Annotated in this window: 18 protein-coding genes; 10 read left to right on the top strand and 8 right to left on the bottom strand. The window is 36.5% G+C overall.

What is annotated here, in order from left to right:
* Positions 1-49: 49 nt before the first annotated feature.
* The 3 genes from AN34_RS01715 to AN34_RS01705 are packed head-to-tail and all read left to right on the top strand — an operon-like array spanning position 50 to position 1,252.
* The gene (locus AN34_RS01715) at positions 50-682 is read left to right on the top strand and encodes a peroxiredoxin (protein WP_029281637.1); all 633 of its coding nucleotides are present in this window, start codon (positions 50-52) and stop codon (positions 680-682) included.
* A gap of 13 nt (positions 683-695) precedes the next feature.
* Positions 696-1,004 carry a co-chaperone YbbN gene (locus AN34_RS01710; RefSeq protein ID WP_010599335.1) on the top strand — a complete coding sequence of 103 codons (309 nt, stop codon included), beginning with the start codon at positions 696-698 and terminating at the stop codon, positions 1,002-1,004.
* The gene (locus AN34_RS01705; RefSeq protein ID WP_029281635.1) at positions 1,004-1,252 is read left to right on the top strand and encodes a hypothetical protein; all 249 of its coding nucleotides are present in this window, start codon (positions 1,004-1,006) and stop codon (positions 1,250-1,252) included. Before AN34_RS01710 ends, AN34_RS01705 begins: the two co-directional genes overlap by 1 nt.
* Before the next feature lie 205 nt (positions 1,253-1,457).
* On the opposite strand, the gene AN34_RS01700 is transcribed toward AN34_RS01705, so the two are convergent.
* The 5 genes from AN34_RS01700 to AN34_RS01680 form a co-directional block, all read right to left on the bottom strand.
* Positions 1,458-4,043 carry a phosphoenolpyruvate carboxylase gene (locus AN34_RS01700; RefSeq protein ID WP_029281633.1) on the bottom strand — a complete coding sequence of 862 codons (2,586 nt, stop codon included), beginning with the start codon at positions 4,041-4,043 and terminating at the stop codon, positions 1,458-1,460.
* Between the two features lie 415 nt (positions 4,044-4,458).
* Positions 4,459-6,006 (bottom strand): DHA2 family efflux MFS transporter permease subunit, encoded by a 1,548-nt coding sequence (locus AN34_RS01695; protein ID WP_029281631.1) that lies wholly within the window; start codon positions 6,004-6,006, stop codon positions 4,459-4,461.
* A 7-nt stretch (positions 6,007-6,013) separates the two neighbouring features.
* Entirely contained in the window at positions 6,014-7,051 is a 1,038-nt protein-coding gene (locus AN34_RS01690; RefSeq protein ID WP_029281629.1) for an HlyD family secretion protein, read from the bottom strand.
* Between the two features lie 8 nt (positions 7,052-7,059).
* Positions 7,060-8,379 carry a TolC family protein gene (locus AN34_RS01685; protein WP_029281627.1) on the bottom strand — a complete coding sequence of 440 codons (1,320 nt, stop codon included), beginning with the start codon at positions 8,377-8,379 and terminating at the stop codon, positions 7,060-7,062.
* A complete protein-coding gene (locus AN34_RS01680; protein WP_029281625.1) occupies positions 8,376-9,002 on the bottom strand; it encodes a TetR/AcrR family transcriptional regulator in 627 nt (208 codons plus the stop codon). The genes AN34_RS01685 and AN34_RS01680 overlap by 4 nt, the downstream gene beginning before the upstream one ends.
* 345 nt (positions 9,003-9,347) lie before the next feature.
* Between AN34_RS01680 and AN34_RS01675 the strand changes: the two genes are divergently transcribed.
* A complete protein-coding gene (locus AN34_RS01675; protein ID WP_029281623.1) occupies positions 9,348-9,533 on the top strand; it encodes a hypothetical protein in 186 nt (61 codons plus the stop codon).
* A gap of 46 nt (positions 9,534-9,579) precedes the next feature.
* Positions 9,580-10,149, top strand: a complete 570-nt coding sequence (locus AN34_RS01670) for a DUF2911 domain-containing protein (protein ID WP_029281621.1) — start codon at positions 9,580-9,582, stop codon at positions 10,147-10,149.
* A 149-nt stretch (positions 10,150-10,298) separates the two neighbouring features.
* Here AN34_RS01670 and AN34_RS01665 read toward each other — a convergent pair whose 3' ends face one another.
* Both AN34_RS01665 and AN34_RS01660 read right to left on the bottom strand, forming a co-directional pair.
* Positions 10,299-12,671: a phosphocholine-specific phospholipase C gene (locus AN34_RS01665; protein WP_029281619.1), complete on the bottom strand. Its 2,373-nt coding sequence runs from the start codon at positions 12,669-12,671 to the stop codon at positions 10,299-10,301.
* Between the two features lie 41 nt (positions 12,672-12,712).
* Positions 12,713-14,215, bottom strand: coding sequence for a family 16 glycosylhydrolase (locus AN34_RS01660; protein WP_029281617.1), 1,503 nt, complete (start codon positions 14,213-14,215; stop codon positions 12,713-12,715).
* Positions 14,216-14,379: 164 nt separating this feature from the next.
* Here AN34_RS01660 and AN34_RS01655 point away from each other — a divergent pair, with 164 nt between their 5' ends.
* The 4 genes from AN34_RS01655 (at position 14,380) to ybeY (ending at position 18,842) form a co-directional block, all read left to right on the top strand.
* On the top strand, positions 14,380-17,694 hold the full coding sequence (locus tag AN34_RS01655; protein ID WP_029281615.1) for a DUF4175 family protein: 3,315 nt from the start codon (positions 14,380-14,382) through the stop codon (positions 17,692-17,694).
* Between the two features lie 44 nt (positions 17,695-17,738).
* Positions 17,739-17,951, top strand: a complete 213-nt coding sequence (locus AN34_RS01650) for a hypothetical protein (protein ID WP_029281613.1) — start codon at positions 17,739-17,741, stop codon at positions 17,949-17,951.
* Positions 17,942-18,334 carry a type II toxin-antitoxin system VapC family toxin gene (locus tag AN34_RS01645; RefSeq protein ID WP_029281611.1) on the top strand — a complete coding sequence of 131 codons (393 nt, stop codon included), beginning with the start codon at positions 17,942-17,944 and terminating at the stop codon, positions 18,332-18,334. Before AN34_RS01650 ends, AN34_RS01645 begins: the two co-directional genes overlap by 10 nt.
* Before the next feature lie 67 nt (positions 18,335-18,401).
* Positions 18,402-18,842 carry an rRNA maturation RNase YbeY gene (ybeY, locus tag AN34_RS01640; protein ID WP_029281609.1) on the top strand — a complete coding sequence of 147 codons (441 nt, stop codon included), beginning with the start codon at positions 18,402-18,404 and terminating at the stop codon, positions 18,840-18,842.
* On the opposite strand, the gene AN34_RS01635 is transcribed toward ybeY, so the two are convergent.
* The gene (locus AN34_RS01635) at positions 18,843-20,030 is read right to left on the bottom strand and encodes a low specificity L-threonine aldolase (RefSeq protein ID WP_029281608.1); all 1,188 of its coding nucleotides are present in this window, start codon (positions 20,028-20,030) and stop codon (positions 18,843-18,845) included.
* A gap of 473 nt (positions 20,031-20,503) precedes the next feature.
* On the opposite strand from AN34_RS01635, the gene AN34_RS01630 reads away from it, so the two are divergent.
* Positions 20,504-22,366 carry an ABC-F family ATP-binding cassette domain-containing protein gene (locus AN34_RS01630; protein ID WP_029281606.1) on the top strand — a complete coding sequence of 621 codons (1,863 nt, stop codon included), beginning with the start codon at positions 20,504-20,506 and terminating at the stop codon, positions 22,364-22,366.
* The last annotated feature ends 16 nt before the right edge of the window (positions 22,367-22,382 follow it).

Here is a 22,382-nt window from a genome sequence, read left to right as displayed (position 1 = left end):
CTCCTCTTTTAGCCTTACCTTTGTGGCACAAAATTAAAGACAAAATATTATGGCAATAGTAGGTAAAAAATTCCCAAGTGTTAGTATTGATGCAATGTCAGACATGGGTGATGACTTGAAAATCAATGTATTTGAAGAAGCTGTAAATAAAAATAGCAAAGTATTATTATTCTGGTATCCAAAAGATTTTACATTTGTTTGCCCTACAGAATTACATGCTTTCCAAGCGGCTTTACCTGAATTTGAACAAAGAAATACCATCGTAATCGGCGCATCTTGTGATACAAACGAAGTTCACTTTGCCTGGTTAAATACGCCAAAAGACAATGGTGGTATTGAAGGTGTTACTTACCCGATTTTAGCTGATACCCACAGACAATTATCTGGAATTTTAGATATTTTAGATCAAGAAGTTAACTACGACGAAGAGGGAAATGAATCTTTCTCTGGTTCAAACGTTACTTTCAGAGCCACATACTTAATTGACGAAACTGGTAAAGTTTTCCACGAAAGTGTAAACGATATGCCATTGGGTAGAAATGTTAAAGAATATTTACGTTTAATTGATGCTTATACTCACGTTCAGAAACATGGCGAGGTTTGCCCTGCAAACTGGGAAGAAGGAAAAGAAGCAATGAACGCAAACAGAGATGGCGTTGCTGAATATTTAGCCGCTAACTAATTAAATAAACATTATGTTTTTAGAATTAACTGAGGATAATCTTCAACAATATTTAGCAGACAACTCAAAAGTAATGGTTCAGTATGCTGCATCATGGTGTGGTAACTGTAGAATCATGAAACCGAAATTTAAAAAGCTGGCTGCAGAAAATGAAGACGTAGCTTTCTTAATTGTGGATGCCGAAAAACTTCCGAACTCACGTAAATTTGCAAATGTTGATAATTTACCAACTTTCGCAGCTTTTGAAGGTGGAAATTTGGTTGATCAGGTGCAGACCAATAAAGCTGAAGGTTTGATTGAACTTTTTAATAAAATAAAATAATGAAGATTCCGGTTATAAGACAATTGTTTCAAAACACTACGCCTGCTCAATTGGAAACTACTTTAGAGGTGTTAGAGGCTTTCTGTGAATTCAGGGGCGTTAGTGAGCATGAAGTTGATGTTGCAGGTGAGATGATTACCAATATTTGTGGTGCTTTAGAGGTACACCAAATGGTAAGCGATGGTGCAGCTGAGAAAGATGCATTAAATGCTTTTGGACAGAAAGTAATGGGATCAATTGATCGATAGTCTAACTTAAACCTGTAAGATTTTAAAAACCTTACAGGTTTGCAGACTTAAAAGAATAAACCCTTGTAGATAAAATCTGCAAGGGTTTATTTTTTAGGTATAACGTTATTGCGAGAAACGAAGCAATCCCACTACATTCGCAACATATCGAATTAAGATTGCTTCGTGCCTAGCAATGACGATCATTCTTTTGACTAATTAACCTTTAAGCCAAGTTCCTTCCGGCATTTACGATACCAAATACTGTTCTCACCGCCAACTTTTCTAAAGCCGTTTGATCACTTTCATTATGATCATGCTGCAGTTTTTCCAGCGCAAAATGTTGAATTAAAACCAATGGTAAAATAATACGTTCGCGTGTAGCAATTGATCTCTTATCTACCGGATAATTTGCCATTAGTGTTTCCTGTCCGGAAAGCTTTAAGAGCATCTCTTTAGTTAATTCAAACTCTTCATGTAATTGTGTCCAGAAAGCACCAAACTCTTTGTCTGTGGCTAAATGAGCCGTTATAGCGAAGTCTGACTTACTCATGCTCATCATACAATTATCAACAATCGTTTTTAAATAGTCAGAATCTTCATAGGCCCTAATAACTTTATCCCAGTTCCCGGCTTTCTCCTGATTACTTAACGCCGTTCCCATTCCATAGAAACCTGGAACATTTTGCTTTAACATGCTCCAGGCCGTTACGAAACTGATTGCTCTTAAGTCTTCCAGCTTCATTTCACCGCCACCATTTCTTTTCACCGGTCGGCTACTAATATTTGCCTGAGACAATAATTTAAGTGGTGATAATTTTTCAAGGTAGCTAACGAACAATGGATGTTCACGCAAATCAACAAAAGCTTTGTAAGCATCATCAGCCATTTCATCAAGCAATGCTTTATTTTCAGGATCTAAAAGTACATTATGCTTCTCTTTTAAACCAGATGAAATTCCGGCATTGATTAACTGTTCAATGTTAAACTCAGCACTTTCCACAGAGCCATACTGCGAACTGATGGTTTGTCCCTGAACGGTTAATTGCATATTTTTATTGGCAATTTCTTTCCCCATTGAAGCATAGAAACGATGTGTTTTACCGCCGCCACGAGCAGGAGGTCCACCACGTCCATCAAAAAACGCCAGCTGGATATTGTGCTTTTTAGCAACGGCGGTTAATGAAGTTTTACCATTAAAAATAGACCAATTGGCCATTAAATATCCTCCATCTTTTGTACTGTCCGAATAGCCAAGCATAATGTCTTGTTTATTACCTCTGCTTGCTAAATGTGCCTTGTAAGAAGGGTTGCTATATAAAGTATCCATAATATCAGCAGCACCTTTTAAATCTGTTACCGTTTCAAAAAGTGGCACGAAATCTATGGTTAATGCATCTTTGCTCCAACCATTCCAAAGGAATAGTTCAATCAGTTGAAGAATATCACTAGCTTGTTGACAATTACTGATAATAAATCGGTGACAGGCTTTTTCGCCATTGCGTTTTTGAATGCCTTTGATTTCTCTTATGGTTTGAATGGTATCTTTAATCAGGTCATCTCCATCAGTGGCATAAACTGGTGTAGCTTCTTTAAACGAAATCAGTTTAAGTTTTTCTGCTTCAGAAAGCTGATCATAATTTTCAGGGTATAACGAAGAAATGGGTTTGTTTTGACGGCAGTATGCATGAACACTTCTTAACACACGGCTGTCCTGGCGGATATCCAATGATGCGAAGTAATTGCCATATAAATCAATCTTCCTGATTAAATCATTAACCAGTTCAACAAATAAACCCTCATGCTCTTTAAGCAGTGTCTCTTTAATTTTATTCAGGTTATCTCTCAATTCGTCAGAAATATCATGTAATTCACAGGCCTGATCGAAGGCATTTTTATAAAGTACATCATGCAGAATAGCGATATTTTCTTCAACACCCCTAAAGGTAATCCGGCGCTTGATTACCCGGAAATCTCGGTAATAACAGCGGAATAAAATCTGACGCAACATTTTAGACACCTCTAATGTGGTATCTGCATGGATGTTCGGATTACCATCCCGATCGCCTCCAGGCCAAAAACCCAATTCTAAAATCTTTTTGGTTTCGAGGTTATATTCATCCAGATTCTGATCAATCTCTGCCTGAATATTTGCCGCAGCAAAGTAAAAGGTGTTTTCTAAAAACCAGGCTAAATTTAAAGCCTCATCTACAGGCGTTGGCGATTTCTTATTAAAAAATGGCGTTTTACCAAGCTGCTGTAGAAGCGAATTCATTGAGGTGATATTATTCTCGCGAATGGCGTGAGTTAAATCTGTAATGATTGCTAAAACGTTTCCTGGATAAAACTGAGTTGGATGTGCCGTTAAAACTAAACGCAATGATAACTCATCAATCAGCTTCTCAATTTTAGAAAGCATGGGCTTGTTATCAGCATTCTTTTTTAAGATAAAAGCAAGTGTACTTTGCTCATCAGTTGTATTTAGTTTTGTAAATGAGGCATCTTCAACAGCATCAAAAAGTACCACCTGCCGCTCAATATATTGGATGAAACGGAACAGTAAATCAATAATATCTTTACGATCAGTATAATGAGTATACTTGGCAAAAAACTCTTCAATTACCTGAGCTGGCTTCTGACCATTGGATATTCCTTCTTCGCAACTTTTAAAAAACAAGGGCAATAACGTTCCTGTATCTTTTATTTTATAAAATGGAAGGGTTAAGAAAAGACTGTTGAAGAGCTCAAATTTTGAGATAACCTCGTTGTTAAAGATAGATTCTCGCTGTGTAGTCAAACGGAGTTTTGGCATAGCTTAAGCAATAGTTTTGTATAGGGTAATACTACAAAAAATGCATAAGGTATTAAAATTCTAGCGCTTACAATTTGGAAAATTGTAGAATAAATTTTAATTTTAAAATCTTATTTGGTTACTAGCTAGCGAAGTAAGAATATTTGCAATGTTTAAGGGCATTGCATTGATTGTTAATTTTTTGGGTTAAAACAGCCGATGTACAAAATACACCGGCTGTTTTTGTTTAGCCCTACCTAAATCCCCCCAAAAAGGGAGACTTTAAGTAGAAGTATATGAATTTCTATGATGGATAGCTTCGCTAAATTGCTATACCGCAGTTGATATTATGAATGCGACACCCAGCTAAATTCCTCTTTCACTAAGTTTGGCACACCACTTAATCGTGGTAGCTGTCTTTATAAAAAAAGGCTGTTTAGTGCGCATCTGTAACAATATTTGCGTTTTTCTTAAATTTCTGCAGATATAAAAGTGGAATAGAAAATAACATAATCAATCCCGCAACCCAATAAGCATCACTATAGGTAAGCAACATGGTTTGTTTAATTACAGTACCTTCAATTGCTTTCATCGCCATCAATTTTGCATCTATAAAGGAAGTCCCTTTAGCCATAAAACCACTGGTTAAAGCATTTAACTTTTGCGTAAAAGCCGGGTTATATTCATTGATGTTGGTTAGCAGGTTATTTCTATGAAAACCAGCACGAACGTGAATTAACGTTGTTAATGCTGCAATTCCAAATGACCCCCCTAACTGTCTGCTCATGTTATTTAAGCCCGAACCCTGACCAATCTCCGCACCGGATAAATCTTGCATCGCCAGCGTAGTTAAAGGCACGAACAATAAAGCCATACCAAAACCCCTAATCACCAATGGCCAAAAGAAATCACCTGTTCCGGAAGCCAATGTTGAATTACTTAACATCCAACAAAAAACAAAGAATAGAAACATTCCTCCCGTAGCCATAAACTGTGCCGGAACTCCCTTTTTAAGCATAATACCAATAAATGGCATCATGGCAATGGTACAAATACCCCCGGCAATAAATAGCTTACCAGTTTGTAATGGCGTAAATCCCAACAAATTCTGTGCAAATACAGGAAAAACGAATACTGAACCATAAAGTCCGAATCCTAAAATAAAAGAAGTAAACATTCCGATAGAAAAGCTTCTTTTTTTCATAATCCGAAGATTTACAATAGGAAATTCAGTAGCAGTTTCCCTCCAGATGAAAAGCAGCAACCCAAAAACAGATATTACAGCTAATGCAGTAATATATGGCGTTGAAAACCAGTCTTCGCTTTCTCCTTTTTCTAAAACGGTTTGTAAACTACCCACAGCTATGGCCAATAAAGCAATTCCCCACCAATCCACAGGCTTTCCTTTTCCATCTTTTGGCGTCTCTCGAATAAAGGTATAGGTACAGTAGGCCGCGAGTATCCCGACGGGAATATTTACATAGAAAATCCATGGCCAATCGGCTACTTCTAAAATATAACCACCAATAGTAGGACCAACAGTAGGCCCAACAACGGCACCTAAACCAAATAAAGCTGTAGCGATACCCACATCTTCACGTGGCCAGGTTTCAATTAGAATGGCTTGTGCTGTAGAAATCAATCCACCACCAGCTACGCCTTGTAAGATCCTAAACAGAATCAGTTCATTTAAAGAAGTGGCATTACCACATAAAAATGAAACCAATGTAAAAACGATAATAGAGGTTAAGAAATAATTTTTACGCCCGAAACGACTACCCAACCAACCTGACATGGGCAGGATGATCACATTCGCAACGGCGTAACCAGTAGATAACCACGCGATATCCTCTAGGGTAGCGCCTAGGTTTCCCTGTATTTGAGGGATTGCTACGTTTACAATGGTCGTATCAATCAACTCCAGTAAAGAAGCCGTGATTACCGTAAACGTAATAATCCATTTTTTTAAACCTACTTCGGCCATTTTAAATTTATTTAGTAGAAACTGAAGCCTTAACGCTCATTCCGGGGCGTAACTTTGCCAACATTTCTTTTGATGGATGAATTTTAATTTTTACAGGAATACGTTGAACAACCTTTACAAAGTTACCTGTAGCGTTATCTGGAGGTAATAATGAACCTTTGGCACCAGTTATCGGTGAGAAATTATATACTTCACCCTGAATTTTTTCATCAGGATAAGCATCCACTTCAATTTCTACTTTAGAACCTGATTTGATTTTTTCTAACTGCGTTTCTTTAAAGTTAGCTGTTACGTAAATACTGCCATCATTTACAATAGAAAATAACGACTGACCGGCCTGAACCAGTTGTCCTTTTTGAACATTCTTTTTAGAAACAATACCTGTTGCAGGTGCTTTAATATCAGTATATGATAATTGTAGTTTAGCAAAATCGATATCACTTTGACGCTGATTAATTACATTGCTACTTACCGCCAATTGAGATTGAGTTGTACCTACTTGTTTAACCGCAGCATTATATTGATCTTGAGCAGCCTGAAAAGCAGCTTCTGCTGACTCTTTAGATGCCTTTGCCTGATCAAATGCTTGTTGCGTGATCGAACCATCTTTGATTAAGTTTGCATAACGGGCATAATCTTTATTCGCCAGGTTCAATTTTACTCTTGCAGCCGCTACATTGGCCTTTGCCGTACTAGTATTAGCCTGAGTAGCGACAATTTGAGATTGTGCAACACCAACGCCCGCACTTGCACCTTTTTGACCAGATTGTGCCTGCTCTAACTTTACTTTATAATCGTTATCATCAAGCTTTACTAAAACCTGTCCTTCGGTTACATGTGTATTTTCTTCGAAATTAATATCCTTCACATAACCACCTACCCGAGCAACAACCGGGCTGATATCACCATCAATCTGCGCATCATCCGTATCTACGTGTTTGCTATAATAATTCCATTCTACGATACCAAAAATGATACCTATTACTAGTAAAACCCCTAAAATGATCGGTACTACTATATTCTTTTTTTTCTTTTCAGTTGTCATTGCTGTATTTATTGCGTTATTTTTCCAGTTGATTTTAATAATGTGTAGTAAGCCAAACCTGCATCAGCTTTAGCGATTTCTAAATTGATCTTTGCCTGATATAAAAGTGTTTCCGCATCAATCCTATCCGTAACAGAGGCTACATTGTTTTTATATTTTGATGCCAGTAACTTGTCGTTTTCTGTAGCCTGAGCGATGGAAGTTTCCAAAACCTGAATTTTATTTACAGCAACCTGATAAGTTTGAAAGTTTTTATTAATATCTGTTTTAACCTGATCTGTTAGAATGTCCTTTTGAACAGTAATGGCACTTTGTTCAATTTTAGCCTCACTCACTTTATTTTTATTTGTCCAAAGGCTGCCAATATTCCATGAAACAGTAGCACCAACAGTTACCGGCATTAAATATTGGTTAACCGGAGGAATAAAACTACCACTTGGATTAATATAATATAAGTTTGCTCCAACCGCTACCGTAGGTAAAGTATTGGCTTTAACCGTTTTGATATTATAGTCAGCAACCTTGTTTTGCACATCAAGTTGTTTTAACTCCTGGCGATTTGTCATTGCCTGAGCAATATATTCATTTAAAGAACCAACAGATTTCAAGCCTAAGCTCGGATCTGCAATATTAATTTGAGTATCTTCAGGTAAACCAAGAAGAATATCCAGGTTATAATTGATGATTTTGCGATTGCTTTCTATATCCATTTGGTTAAGGGTTACGTTAGCCTGTTGCAACTGGAAACGCAGTACATCATTTTTAGTTACGATACCTTGCTCAAAAAAACGTTGTGCTTGTTTAATTTGCGCCGCAATCGACTCTAAATTCTGATCAATAACTTTTTTACTTTGTGCTACTTTGTATAATGCATAATAGGTATTGATTACCGCATAAGTAATTTCCTCCTTATTTTTATCGGCATCTAAGCGGGCTACATCAGCCAGTAATTTTGTTGATTCTTTTGCGTATTTAAGCTTACCCCCACCATATACCAATTCCTGTACGGCTGCAGTTCCAACAAAGGCATCAGCTCTGCTAGGTAAGTGCAAAGAAGACCCACCACCAGGCAAGGTAAAAGTTGTAGTAGGAATTTCGGCGTGATTATAGATGAAGTTCACATTTGCCGATGGTAGCGCGTTATCTTTAACCACTTCAAGCTGTGCTACAGCCTGATCTATTTTATTTTGAGATAATTTTAAGTTTTTACTATTGGCTATGCCAAGTTCAATTGCCTGATTGATGTTTAATTCCTTTGTACTTTGTGCAAATAAAGCCACTGGAATTAATGATGCCGCAAGCAGTAATTTAAGGGATTTGGGTATCATTTTTTTGTTGTTAAATAAACGGTTAAGAGATCTTGTAAGTAAGTGATGGTACGTTCTTTAATATTTTTTTTATCCTTCGGATTATTTAAATCAAAGGTGGAGCATGGCATAACTTTATGTGGAGATATCACAATGTTTGTAATCGTACCCATAATGGTTGCTATAACCATTCTTGCATCAACCTGATTAAAACTACCATCTTCGATTCCATCGGCGATAATGCGATCCATGATTTGCATATTCTGGCTCATGGCATCTTTAATTTTATCATACATTTCAGGTCGCTGCGTTAGTGACAATTCTCTGTGCATCATTTTATGAAAGGCAGGATTACTTAAAATCCTGTTTACATAACCCTCAATTATTTTATGCAACTTTTCAAGTGATGATATTTTATCTTCGTTAATGATTTTTAACTGAGATCCAAAACTGGCTATTCTGCCATTCATAATCTCAATAAAAACACCCTCTTTAGAACCGAAATAATAATTAATCATCGCCATATTGGCACCCGATTCCTTTGAAATCTGGCGGGTGGAAGTACCCTCATAACCTGTTTCGCAAAACAGCTTTTCAGCGGCATCCAGAATGGCCTGTTTTTTATCTATTTTTTCTGCTTTCATTTCTTATTCTGCCGCAAAATTAATCAATCGTTTGATTAATATGCAAATGTTTTTGTACTTCTTTTACATTAGTCTGATAAAAACTTATTTTAATGTTAAAAGGGTATTGTATTCATTGAGAAATTTATTGTTCAAGATAGAACCTGATGGTATATAAAATTGTTAGTGCTTTATACAAACGCCTTAAATTTTAGCTTCCATAATTAAATTGGGTATACATCAATTTAAAATGTTTCATATATGTTGCCTTCGAATGAAAATTTGAATCCTTTATTAAAAAATTGAAAGCTAATCACAAATTATAATTTAAAATAAATACTAACTTTGCCTCCAAATATTTAAAACATGAGCTTACAAGAAAACAGCAGCAATAATTTCAACTGGTTATATTACGCACTAGGTTTAATCTTCGGAGTTTTAACTGGCGCGATCATTACTCAAAATTACATCTTCGCGTTATTAGGTGGCGTTTTAGGTTTATTAACAGCCGGATTATTTTTAAATGCCATTGTTAAAGGAAGAAAATACTAATACTAAATCTTCATCACCCTTTTGAATTAAAATGAACTCAAAGCAAATGAGAAATATTTTTGTTATTGTTTTCGCTTTGTTGTGCTTTAGTGCAAAAGCTCAGGAAAATTTACCTGAAGAGGTAAAATTTCCTATCGCCGATCCAAGTCCGGCAGATATTCTTTATTTTCCCATCAATACGCCGAAAGCTAAAGAAGGAGAAAACTTAAAACCCGTTATTAAAATAATTTATTCACGTCCGCAGAAAAAAGGTCGTGATATTTTTGGCGTGTTAGAGCAATATGGTAAAGTTTGGCGTTTTGGCGCAAATGAAAGTACAGAAATTCATTTCTTTAAGAAAGTAACTGTTGGTGGTAAAAAAATTAAGGCTGGTACTTATAGTTTATTTGCTATACCGAATAAAGATAAATGGACCATCATCATCAATAAACAAGTCGATAAGTGGGGTGCTTTTACCTATAATCAATCTATGGATATCGTTCGTATTGATGTTCCAATTAAAACCTTAAACAAGCCAATCGAATATTTCTCCTTAACTTTTAATCCACTTCAACAAGGTGCTACATTAGTTGCTGCCTGGGATAGAACACAGGTTGAACTACCAATTACTTTTTAATTAGCAAGAACTGCCTTGCTGGGAGAACAAATTAGCGATTTTTTACGCTCTTTTTCTTAGCCCTTTCCCTTTCAGGGGAAAGGTGAAGATAGGCGGATAGGGGTTCTAAGGCCCTTCGTCTTGTATGAAGCATCCTATAACGATTACTCCTACACTACATTCCCCATAAAAGGATCAGTTGTGGTTACTGCTCCGGTTTCTATTTTGCCCGCATAACGGTGTTCAAATATTCCATTCCCTGTTTGGATGATGCTGAAATCGTACCAATTTGCATTTTTAGATAAACTCAGTACCACGCTATTGATTGATTTAGGCTTTGACTGCAGATTTCGTGGTGCTGCTCCATATTTATGGTCAATAATTTGAATAGTAATGGCAGCTGTACCCTTATTTTCAATGGAGAATATTAAATTTCCACTAAGCTTCTTACGCACTAAACCAACTTGTTCCGGCTTTGCCTGTATCAACAATTGCGGATTTTTTTTATTGCCTGTAAAATGCCTGTAAAAGCCATTTGGTCCTGTAATCCTGAAATCATAGATTTCATTATCAAAATCATCTATACCAATCTTTTCCGTAAGCGCATCGCCTGGTTTTACCGCATATGCCCAGGTTTTCCCAACAACTCCTTTAAATTTTGAGTTGGTATTCATGGCGAAGGGAGCTCCTACCGTTTCAATTTCGCTTCCGAAAAGTGTTTTTTCAGATTGGAAAGTAATGTATACTTCATTATTTACAACATGAGCATCAACCATTAATTGATAGGGTAATGCGCAGGCAGGTTTAGTTCCGTTTTCCTGTTTTGGAGCATGTACAGATGTTTGAGGAGAGAATGCTTCAAACCTATTTATTTTATCAACCTCAATCTTATTTAATGCGCTCGGCCCAGCCTGAGGTGGCTTGTTCTTAGCATTATTGATATTGGTGACTACGCTTTCGCGATTTAAAGGCTCCGGCTTTTTAATTTCTTCTCCATGGAAAGGCCTGAAAGCAGATATTAAATCACCACAAATATTTCTTCTCCAATCACTGATGTTATTGCTCTTAATCTTCTTCCCTGTTTTCTTGCTCAGCCATTTCTCCATAAACATCAATGATGATGTATGATCAAATACCTGTGAATTTACGAAACCTCCCTTGCTCCAGGGCGATGCAACCACCAGGGGTACCCTATAGCCCAAACCAATCGGACTCCCCTTTCTTGCTTCAAAATCAGTAGCATAATTGATTCCGGCAGATGCCTTTCCTGAAGACGCATCATTTGGATTTGGTACCACAAATGGCGGCTGATGATCAAAATAGCCATCATTTTCATCATAAGTTAAAATGAAGATGGTTTTCTTCCATACTTCCGGATTTTTAGTCAGAATATTCAGGGCTTCACTCACATACCAGGTTCCATAAAGCGGCGAACTGGTATGGTCAGAAAAACGTTGTGGTGCCACGAGCCAGGATACTGTAGGTAATTTTCCCTGATCTACATCTTGTCTGAACTGATGAAAAATATCTCCTTTTGGGATATTAATGGTTTCTGATTTTCCCTCGTCATTAGTAAAGGTAAAAGGTGCCAGATCTAAATAATCTTTCTGACTGATATTGGTCTGAAAAGCCTTATCAATCAAGTTCTTTTCCCTTTGGGATAACTGATCATATTTTGCCTGAACTTCTTTAGCACTTAAAGGAGGCTTAACGGTATGATCCCCGTTCTTTCTGAAATATGCAGAAAGTTTAACCTGGTGACGGGAAACATACTCAACCGGATTATCACCATAATTCCCCAACCAGTCATCAATTTCACCTTCAGGCAATTTTGATGTCCACAATTCATTCTGGTAAATACGCCAATCAATGCCGTTATCTTCCAGAGTCTCCTGAAAGGTAGGCCAGTCTACAAAAACGTTGTTCTGTGATTCGGCCTGGTCGTTATTGACTACTGCAATTTCATTTGCACTTTTCTCCCCACGCACCGTTCCGGTGAAAAAGAAGAGCCTGTTTGGTGTGGTTCCGGTTAATGATGAGCAAAAATGCTGGTCACAAATGGTAAAAGCATCTGCCAGGGCGTAATAAAAAGGAATATCATTCCGATCGTAATAAGCTAAAGACATGGCTGATTTTACTGGTACCCATTTATCGTATCTTCCACCGTTTCTGGCAGCAACCTGATCATTCCAGGAATGCGGTAATCCGCCCTGCCAGGTAATTTTGGTCTTGTTAATATCAACATGAAAAGGTGCATAAGTATAACCTTGCCCATCCTTCTGAAGCCAAACTTTATTCCCATCTGGCTGAATATGCGGATGTGGGTCATTGAAGCCCCGTACGCCCTTCATTTTGCCAAACATGTGGTCGAAAGATCGGTTTTCCTGCATCAGAAATACGATGTGCTCTGCATCCTGAAAAGTAGTGCCTAGTTCTGGATCTATCGCCATCGCTTTTAGCACCGTTGCCGGGAAGGTATGGGCTGCACCTGTTGCACCTGCAAATAGTGCAGCTTTTTTAAGAAATTCTCTCCGTGAATCCATAATTTAGTTCACATGTTCAGTTTACAGTTGATGGCTTAACATTATTTCTGGTAAACCCTTACATAATCCACTTTCATTGTTGCCGGGAAAATTGAATCATCAACACCATTTTTACCGCCCCAGTTACCACCAATAGCCATATTTAAAATAAGGTGAAAATTCTGATCAAACGGCCATTCCGGCGCACCCTTCCCTGTGTTTTTGAAGGTCAGGTATTTTTGGTCATCCACAAAAAAATCTATGCGGTCTTTATACCATTCAATAGCATAAACATGATAAGTATCATAAGGATTGATTTTAACACCCTTCCCCACTTGCGTATGAATCGTATGGTTAAATTTCGCTGTATGAACGGTCCCATATATACTATCAGGTTCATAACCTACATGTTCCATGATATCAATTTCACCGCTTTTAGGCCAGTCACCGTATTTCCAGTCGGTAGGCAATGCCCAGATTGCCGGCCATAAGCCTCTTCCCTTAGGTAACATTGCCCTTACTTCTACCCTTCCGTATTTAAAATCGAATTTATTTTTACTCACCAGCCTTGCCGAAGTATAGTGATTGCCCTCTTTATCGGCTTTAACAGCGGTAATATTCAGGTTTCCCTTCTTTACCTGTGCGTTTGTTGAGTCGGCTTCGGTATAGTACTGCAATTCATTATTACCCCAGCCTTTTCCGCCTACATCGTACGACCAGTTTTTACTTAGCGGAAGACCTGTTTCGTAAAATTCATCTGCCCATTTCAATGTCCATCCTAAAGCAGAAGGTGTTTTCTTCAATTCCTCAAAAGTTAATTCAGGTTCGTTTGTGGTAATATAATCAACCTGATGGGCCAGTAACCATTGGATTTCAGGCGCCGTATTTACTGTCCATGCATTTACGGTTAAGCCTAGCTGATGGGCATTTTCAATCCATCCCTCTTTCTGGTAAATGCTGTAATAATAATCTACACCAGTTAAATGGTCTGCTTTCATTTGTGCTGCGCTGACATCCCCTTTCAGGTAGGCCACCTTCGCATTTGGCACTAGTTCTAAAATACGTTTGCAATAATCGTAATCAAAGCTGATGTATTCAGTCCATGCTACAGCACCAACTTTTTTAACCATTTCAACACATTTATTGGTTACATCGATACCACGGTCTTTGCTAATTAAAGAAGGTTTGATTTCGAGGATTAGTTTCGTTCTGCGTTGTTTCATCCCTGCTTTCAGGTAATCTTCTAATGTTGGGATTTTCTCACCATTGCTCATAGCTTTGGTGAGCAGTTCCTCATATTTAACCTTTTCAATCGTGAGACCTTGAAACTCCGGATCATGATTAATCACGAGAATATGATCCGCTGTCATCCATACATCAAATTCAGAACCATAACAACCCAGTTTAATGGCTTCATTTAAAGAGGCGATTGAATTTTGAGGAAAATTATTCTTCTTCCAGGCCCCACGATGGGCGATGACCTGGTTTTTATTCCAGTTAAACTTTTGGGCAAACGATGTGGTAAATACCAATACCATAACTGTTGAAATAATGATTCGCTTCATATCCAGGCTTAATATACAAAATCCAAAAGTAGATTTTTACCTCTACACTCATTTAAAATCTATGTAACCTTTATATTAACTATCGTAGGCAAAACCTGTAACGAGCTAAAAACCTTGCAAGTTTATATTAAATTGATGGGAACAATTTTTACATTTACGTTGATATGGTGAGCAATAACTACAACGATTTACTGAAGAAGATAGAGGAGTTTATCCATAAATTTTACCTAAATAAGATTTTACGGGGAAGCATCTATACCACGGCAATCCTTTTAGGCTTGTATTTGCTGCTATTTTTGAGTTTGTATTACCTCCATCCTTCTGCAGGTTTTAAAACTTTCTTGTTTTTTGCATACGTGTTCATCGGTATGATTTTGATTGGTTCTTTAATCATCAAACCGATCCTTTCTATGCTTAAATTGGGTAAGCATCTTTCTTTTGATGAAGCATCTATTATTATTGGTGATCATTTTCATGACATCAGCGATAAACTTTTAAACACTTTACAACTTCATAAACTCTCTGAGCAATTGCCAGATAATCGATTGATCATGGCCAGTATAGATCAAAAAATTATGGAATTAAAACCTGTTCCTTTCTATACTGCCGTTAGAATAAATGACAATCGTAAATACCTGAAATACCTCTTCATTCCCTTATTAATCATTTTGCTGATTGGACTTATTGCACCTGCAATTCTCCGTGAAGGCACGAATAGTTTTTTTAAATATGATGAATATATTGCTCCGAAAGCGCCCTTCACCTTTACCATTCTAAACCGTAATTTAACCGTTACCCAGGGCGATGACATGACCATTGATTTAAAATTGGATGGTGATGAGTTGCCCGCCGAAGTATATGTGGAAGATGGCAAGAATACTTATAAATTGGAAAAAGACAATATCACCAGATTCAAATACAATATCAAAAATATACAAAGTGATAAAAAACTAATTTTTAAGGGTGGTGGTTTTAGTTCCTCCGCATTTGCCATTACCGTGAAACCCCGCCCCGAATTACTAAATGCTACAGCCACTTTAAATTTCCCTTCCTATTTGGGCAAAAAAACAGAGATGGTCTCCAATGTCGGCGACTTACTTCTTCCCGAAGGCACGCGTGTAACATGGGCCTTTAAAACCGGACAAAGCAATTCACTGATCTTTAAATTGAATGATACAGAGCATGTTTTGAAAGTTGAAAATAACCTGTCCATTTATCAAACAACCCTTAAAAATAACGCCAGATACAGCATCACACCAACAAATGAATTTGTTACCTTAAAAGATTCACTTTCTCATCAGATTACTGTAGTGAAAGATCAATTACCTGCTATTCAGGTAGAAGAGAAACCAGATTCGGTCAGTAATAAAGCTTTATATTTCAGCGGTCAAGTTACTGATGATTACGGATTTAGCCGTTTAAGTTTTAAATACAACATCAAAGAAAACAATAAAATAATTAGTACAGTAATCAAAAATATTGCGATAAAAGCGAACACCACTGAAAATACATTTTTCTATTTCTGGGATCTAAAAGTAGTTGCTGCCAAGCCAGGGCAACAAATTGAATATTATTTTGAAGTTGCTGATAATGATGGCGTGAATGGTGCAAAAACAACCCGTTCTGAAATCAAAACCTTCAAGCAAGCCACAAAAGGTGAAACAGCAGAGCAGGTTAATGCAAGTAACAATGCCTTGAAACAAAAAATGCAATCGGCCATTCGTTTAGCCAACACTATTGAAAAAGAGAGTAAAAAGGTTGCTGAAAGCCTGATTGATAAAAAACAGATTTCCTTTGAAGATAAAAAGCAAATTGAAGCTTTACTGGATAAACAGAAACAACTGGATGAAGCCGTAAAAGAGATTAAAGCCCAGAATGATCAAAACATTCAGCAACAGGAAGATCAAAAGCAAACTGAAGAATTACTGGAAAAGCAGAAACAAATAAAAGACTTATTTGATAATGTGCTTGATGATAAAACCAAAGAACTTTTGCAGAAACTGCAAAACCTGATGAATGAGAAAAATAAAGACCAAACGCAAAACGAACTTTCGAAAATGCAGCTGGACAATAAAACCATCAAAAATGAATTGGATAGAATCCTGGAGCTCTACAAACAACTGGAATTTGAACAGAATCTTCAAAATGATATTGATCGTTTAAATGAGCTGGCCAAAGAACAAAAAGACTTAGCGAAGCAAACTGCAGATAAAAAACAGGATCAGGAATCGCTGAAACAAAAACAGGAAGCCTTAAATAAGGAAATGAAGGACTTAAAGGATGACTTAAAAAAACTGGAAGAAAAAAATCAAAGTTTAGAAAAGCCAAATCCCTTCGAAAACCCGGAGAAAGATGTACAGGAGATTCAAAAAGAACAGCAGGACAGCAAGGATGCTTTAGAAAAGAAAGACTCAAAAAGTGCCAGTCAGAAGCAACAAAAAGCCAGCGAGCAAATGGAAAAACTTTCCAAAAAAATGAACGACATGCAGCAGCAGGGAGAAGAACAAGAAAATAACCTGAATGCTAAAGAGTTACGCCGATTACTAGAAAATTTATTGAATACCTCCTTCGAGCAGGAAAAGGTAATGCTCACGTTGAAGAAAATGACGGCGGCAGATCCAGCTTACATCACCAATGTTCAGAAACAACGGAACATCAAAGACAATCTCAAAACCATCGCAGATAGCTTATATGCCTTAAGCAAACGTGTTCCTCAAATTGAATCGACAGTGAATGAGGAAATGAATAAGATTAATTTTAACCTTGATAAAAGTTTAGAGCGCTTGGGCGAACGAAGTACACCTGAAGCGAACCGTTACCAGCAATTTACCATGACTTCTATCAATAATTTAAGTTTGATGTTGAGCGAAGCTTTGAATCAGTTGCAGAATATGCAGAAAAATTCAAAAGGTGGAAGTGGTAAAAAGCAAAAGCAAGGGATGAAACAGCTTTCGCAGATGCAGGAACAATTAAACAAAAGCATGCAGAAAGCTAAGGAACAGATGCAAAAGGCTGGCGGAAACCAGGGCACAGTTGGCAAAGGACAGATGAGCCAGGAATTTGGAAAAATGGCCCAACAACAACAGATGATTCGCCAGGCACTGGAAAAGATTAATCGCGAAGAAAATAAGGATGGTTCTGGTAAAATGGGTAATCTTAATGAAGCCATTAAGGAAATGAAACAAACGGAAAGCGATCTGGTTAATAAACGCCTTCAACAGGAAACCCTGAACAGGCAGAAAGAACTGTTAACCAAGCTATTAAATGCAGAAAAAGCAGAACGCGATCAGGAAGAGGATTCCAAACGCGAAAGCAAAGCTGCAAAAGAGTTTCCACCTTCCTACCAGAAAATGCTCGATCAATATAAAAAGCAACAACAAAACGGAAGCGATATGTTGCAAAAACTGCCACCAAGCTTGAACTACTACTATAAAAATAAAATTACTGAATATTTAAAATCATTGAATATGGTACAATAGATTTGGCCACAAATTCACAGCTTATTTTTTATTATATTTGTTAAATGAGAACAGTAACTTTAGATATTCTAGATGATAATGCTTTAAATTTATTAAAAGATTTAGAGCTACTTAAGGTTATCCGTTTACGAAGAGATAATCAGCAGGAAAATTTGTCTTCCGAAGATTTAGTAAAAAAATATAAAGGTAGTATGGTTCCTCAAAGTAAAGATGAGGTTGATAACCAGTTAAATAATTTACGAAACGAATGGGAGTAAATTTTCTTTGGGACACCAATACTGTTATTTATTATCTGCAACAACAATTATCGCTTCCTGCTGAAAAATTTATTGATGAAATTTTATCAATTTCAAGACCAGCTATTTCTGCAATTACAGAAATAGAACTTCGTTGCTGGAAATCTGCAACAGAAAACGATATTTTAGTTTTAAATAATTTTATAAATGACTCTTTTGTTTATGAATTATATAATGACGTCAAAGGTAAGACGATAGAAATCCGTAAAGAATATACCATAAAACTACCTGATGCAATCATTGCCGCCACAGCAATGGTAAATAACTTTACGCTACTGAGTAGAAATGCTAAAGATTTTAATAGAATTAAAGGATTAAAATTTGCAAATCCTTTTGAACTTTAAATAGAATACTCTTCATCCCCTCACTCCTACAATATTTTCTTAAATTTGCAGTCTTAAATAATTCAAAATGCCTGCAATATCATTCTTTACAGAATCCATTCATTATAATTTACCACAAAAACTGAAGATCAAAAAATGGATTAAAGCCACTATTGAAAAGGAAGGTTTTAAATTGCAAGAACTCAACTTCATTTTTTGTAGCGATGAATACTTGCTGGGTATTAATCAGCAATATCTTAATCACGATACCTATACAGATATTATCACCTTTGATAACTCGGAGGAAGAAAAACAGATTGTAAGTGACATTTTTATCAGCATAGAACGGGTTAAAGAAAATGCAAAAACCTTTAAAACAAATGATTTTGATGAGGTATGCCGCATCATGATTCACGGAACATTGCATTTATTGGGTTACAAAGATAAAAGTAAAGTTGCTAAAACCTTGATGACACAAAAAGAAGATGAATACCTTAGTTACAGAAGCGAATCTGGAATTATACTATAATTAAATTTTCGCGAAAGCCAAGGCTTCTTTAAATGCATCGAAAATCTTCTTATTATCTCTTCGCAACAATGTTGGGTTCATTTTTACCTTCACAAAGCTATCCTCATGAGGCTGACCGAAAATAATGTTGTGTTCAGCTCTTAATCTAGCATTAAGTTTTTGAGCATCAATGGCTTTATCTACCGCAACATTAAACTGGTTCGTACCATTTTCAAACGGAATAAATGTTAACCCATTCAGTTGCTTCATCTGTAGCATAAAATCACTTGCTTTAGTCATTACATTATTCATGACTTCATCAATACTGTTTAAATGATGTAATGCCATTGCTGCACTTGGCCAATTGGTAAAAATACCTCCTCCATGTATTTTAATCAGATGATACATTTGATCAATAACCGCTTTATCGCCACATAAAACGGCGCCACCTGTAGCGCCCAGATATTTATATAAGCACATATAAACCGTATCAAAATAAGAAGCGTATTCTTTAACGGTGGAATGGGCGAAAGCCGTAGCCATATGCAAGCGGGCACCATCTAAATGCATCTTATAGCCTTGCTCCTTACACCATGCTGAAATCCTCTTTATTTCACTCAAAGGAAAAGCTTGATTAAATGTTCTTCTTACTGGTGTTTCTATTGAAACCGCTCCAACAGCACCAACAAAAGCTTCGTTTTCTTTATGATAATTAACTGATTCCTTCAATTCATCTAAAGTAAAATAGGTTTTGCCAGGAGCAAGCGGAATTAATCTTTTATTATACAATGTTTGTGCAGCATCTGCTTCATCACGATAAACATGGCTTGTTTCCTGAACAAAAGCTTTCGTATTGCGTCCACATAAAACACTTATAGCCAATTGATTGGCCATTGTTCCAGTTGGAAGATAAACAGCCGACTCTTTCCCGGTTATATCTTTAAACTTATTTAATAACTTTTCTAAAGTAGCACCCTCTCCGTAACTATCTCTTTCTATCGCGTTTAGTTTATTTATTTCCTGAAGCTTTTGTATAAAGTCTTCAGGGCGATAAAAAATTCCATCATTGATGAAATATACTGCTTCACTATCTTTTGAAGCCTGACTGGTTTCTCTACTGAATGCATCTAAAGACATTGATGATGCAATCAATGGCAATGTAGACAGCGTAGATAACTTTAGGAAATCGCGTCGCTTAAATTCAGACATATCATTTTGATTGGAATTTATCAATTTCTGCTTTTTCTTTTTAAAATCCAATAGTTAACTTCTATAATAATCAATTAAGTCAATCCCGTTCTTTCTTACCTGTTCGTCTATTACTTAATGGCGTTCGTCGATGATTAATATATACTGGTATAATAGCGCATTTATGCCTGCAACTTTTCGGGCATGCGTTAGTCTTATTGATAGAAAAACATCCTGATGATTTGAAAATACGGTTCATTCATCATAAAAATATAGTTTAGTTTTAGTTAATGATAGAAGCAGCGGCGGAGCGAGTCCAGCCGCTGTTTTCGTTCATAAGATTTTATTATCTACTGATCTCTGCTTAACAACATATCAATATTCTGCCATTTTTAACTGATACATAGCTACTTTGAAACATCTTTATACCCTACCAATTATTTTATCCTTACTTTTGCACTAATTTTCCTTTATAAATCCGAAATACAAAAAAATTGAGCACACTAATTGCGGCAGAAGGCTTAGGTCATGGTTATCATGATGAATGGCTATTTAAAAATTTAACCTTGGGTATTAACTCTGGCCAGCGTGTAGCGTTGGTTGGAATTAATGGTGCTGGTAAGAGTACACTTTTAAAATTACTAGCAGAAAGGTTTCCTCCGCTCGAAGGTAAAATAGTAAAAAATAAAGCTGTTAAAATTGGCTTCCTAGATCAGGAGCCTCAGTTTACAGAAGGTTATTCCATCAGTGATCATATTTTTTCCTTAGAAAATAAGCAACAACAGTTGATCAAAGAATATGAAGAATTAATTGAAAATCCGAATCCTGATGAAAAGACACTGAACCGCTTATACGAAGAACTCAGTGAACACAATGCCTGGGAATATGAGCATGAGATCAAAACCATTTTAAACAGAATGGGAATCACTCATTTGCAACAGAAAATTGCGACGCTTTCTGGCGGACAGAAGAAACGTTTGGCTTTAGCTAAATTGTTAATTGAGGATCCTGAGATATTAGTTTTAGATGAGCCCACCAACCATTTGGATATTGATACTATTGAATGGCTAGAGAAACTTTTAACAACCGGGCAGAAAACAATTTTATTAGTAACGCATGATCGATACTTTCTAGATAATGTTTGCAATACAATTGTTGAACTGGATAGAGGTAAGATTTTCAATTATAATGGAAACTATGCTTACTTTTTAGAGAAGAAATCTGAAAGAGAAGCTTTAGACGCGACTGTTTTACACAAGAACCAACAGCTATTAAAGAAAGAATTGGAGTGGATGAGACGCATGCCACAAGCTCGTGGAACGAAATCTAATGCCAGAATCAATGCTTTTTACGATTTAGAAGAAAAATCGAAGAAAAAGTCTGATAATCAGAGTATTAACTTGCAAATGAAGATGTCTCGCCAAGGAGGGAAAATTATTGAGGTAGATCATATCGCTAAATCATTTGATGGAAGACCTATCATTAATGATTTTAGTTATACCTTTAAAAAAGGAGATAGAATTGGTCTTGCCGGTAAAAATGGAACAGGAAAATCTACCCTGCTAAACATAATTACCAGTCAATTAACCCCTGATGCTGGAAATGTTGATACTGGCGAAACCACAGTTTTCGGTTATTATAAACAAGGTGGTTTAACCTTCGACCCAAAAGAAAGGGTAATTGATATTGTTAAATCCGATGCCGAATATATTAAGATGGCTGATGGTTCTGTCATCACTGCTTCTGCCCTATTAACGCTTTTCCTCTTCCCGCCAAAAAAACAACATGGCATGGTAGAGAAGTTAAGCGGAGGTGAAAAGAAACGTTTAAACCTTATGAAAGTGTTGATGCAAAATCCTAACTTTTTAATTCTGGATGAGCCGACAAATGATTTAGATATTGATACCTTAAATGTATTAGAAGAATTTTTAGAGAATTTTCCAGGCATCTTAATGTTAGTTTCTCATGATCGATATCTGCTAGATAAAATGAGTGACCAGTTATTTATCATGGAAGGTGAAGGTGTGGTTAAGATTTATAATGGTAATTATTCTGAATACCGCTTAAGCTTAGATCAACCAAAAGTCAAATTAGAACAGAAGAAAACAATTGCTCCAGCCGTAGAACAGATTCCAATCAAAACTTCAAAGAAGCTTAGTTTTAAAGAGCAAAAAGAGCTTGATGAGAGTGAAAAAGGAATGGCTAACACAGAGAATAAAATAGCAGAGTTAACTGATAAATTATTAAAGATAGAAGCAACTGATTATAATAAGATTCACGAAATCTCTGAGGAGATTGAAAAATTAAAACTATTATTGGATGATTATACCATGCGTTGGTTAGAACTTTCAGAATAGACTATATGGCTATCAT

Origin of the sequence: Pedobacter sp. R20-19, from assembly GCF_000708265.2 — a bacterium.
Taxonomy (GTDB): Bacteria; Bacteroidota; Bacteroidia; order Sphingobacteriales; family Sphingobacteriaceae; genus Pedobacter.
The sequence above is the reverse complement of the archived record's forward strand: the minus strand, read 5'-3'. Positions and strand labels throughout refer to the sequence as shown.

Excerpts from the sequence above, each read along its gene's own strand:
- AN34_RS01715 (WP_029281637.1), top strand. The coding sequence starts at position 50 with ATGGCAATAGTAGGTAAAAAATTCCCAAGTGTTAGTATTGATGCAATG.
- AN34_RS01710 (WP_010599335.1), top strand. The coding sequence starts at position 696 with ATGTTTTTAGAATTAACTGAGGATAATCTTCAACAATATTTAGCAGAC.
- AN34_RS01705 (WP_029281635.1), top strand. The coding sequence starts at position 1,004 with ATGAAGATTCCGGTTATAAGACAATTGTTTCAAAACACTACGCCTGCT.
- AN34_RS01700 (WP_029281633.1), bottom strand. The coding sequence starts at position 4,043 with ATGCCAAAACTCCGTTTGACTACACAGCGAGAATCTATCTTTAACAAC.
- AN34_RS01695 (WP_029281631.1), bottom strand. The coding sequence starts at position 6,006 with ATGGCCGAAGTAGGTTTAAAAAAATGGATTATTACGTTTACGGTAATC.
- AN34_RS01690 (WP_029281629.1), bottom strand. The coding sequence starts at position 7,051 with ATGACAACTGAAAAGAAAAAAAAGAATATAGTAGTACCGATCATTTTA.
- AN34_RS01685 (WP_029281627.1), bottom strand. The coding sequence starts at position 8,379 with ATGATACCCAAATCCCTTAAATTACTGCTTGCGGCATCATTAATTCCA.
- AN34_RS01680 (WP_029281625.1), bottom strand. The coding sequence starts at position 9,002 with ATGAAAGCAGAAAAAATAGATAAAAAACAGGCCATTCTGGATGCCGCT.
- AN34_RS01675 (WP_029281623.1), top strand. The coding sequence starts at position 9,348 with ATGAGCTTACAAGAAAACAGCAGCAATAATTTCAACTGGTTATATTAC.
- AN34_RS01670 (WP_029281621.1), top strand. The coding sequence starts at position 9,580 with ATGAGAAATATTTTTGTTATTGTTTTCGCTTTGTTGTGCTTTAGTGCA.
- AN34_RS01665 (WP_029281619.1), bottom strand. The coding sequence starts at position 12,671 with ATGGATTCACGGAGAGAATTTCTTAAAAAAGCTGCACTATTTGCAGGT.
- AN34_RS01660 (WP_029281617.1), bottom strand. The coding sequence starts at position 14,215 with ATGAAGCGAATCATTATTTCAACAGTTATGGTATTGGTATTTACCACA.
- AN34_RS01655 (WP_029281615.1), top strand. The coding sequence starts at position 14,380 with ATGGTGAGCAATAACTACAACGATTTACTGAAGAAGATAGAGGAGTTT.
- AN34_RS01650 (WP_029281613.1), top strand. The coding sequence starts at position 17,739 with ATGAGAACAGTAACTTTAGATATTCTAGATGATAATGCTTTAAATTTA.
- AN34_RS01645 (WP_029281611.1), top strand. The coding sequence starts at position 17,942 with ATGGGAGTAAATTTTCTTTGGGACACCAATACTGTTATTTATTATCTG.
- ybeY (WP_029281609.1), top strand. The coding sequence starts at position 18,402 with ATGCCTGCAATATCATTCTTTACAGAATCCATTCATTATAATTTACCA.
- AN34_RS01635 (WP_029281608.1), bottom strand. The coding sequence starts at position 20,030 with ATGTCTGAATTTAAGCGACGCGATTTCCTAAAGTTATCTACGCTGTCT.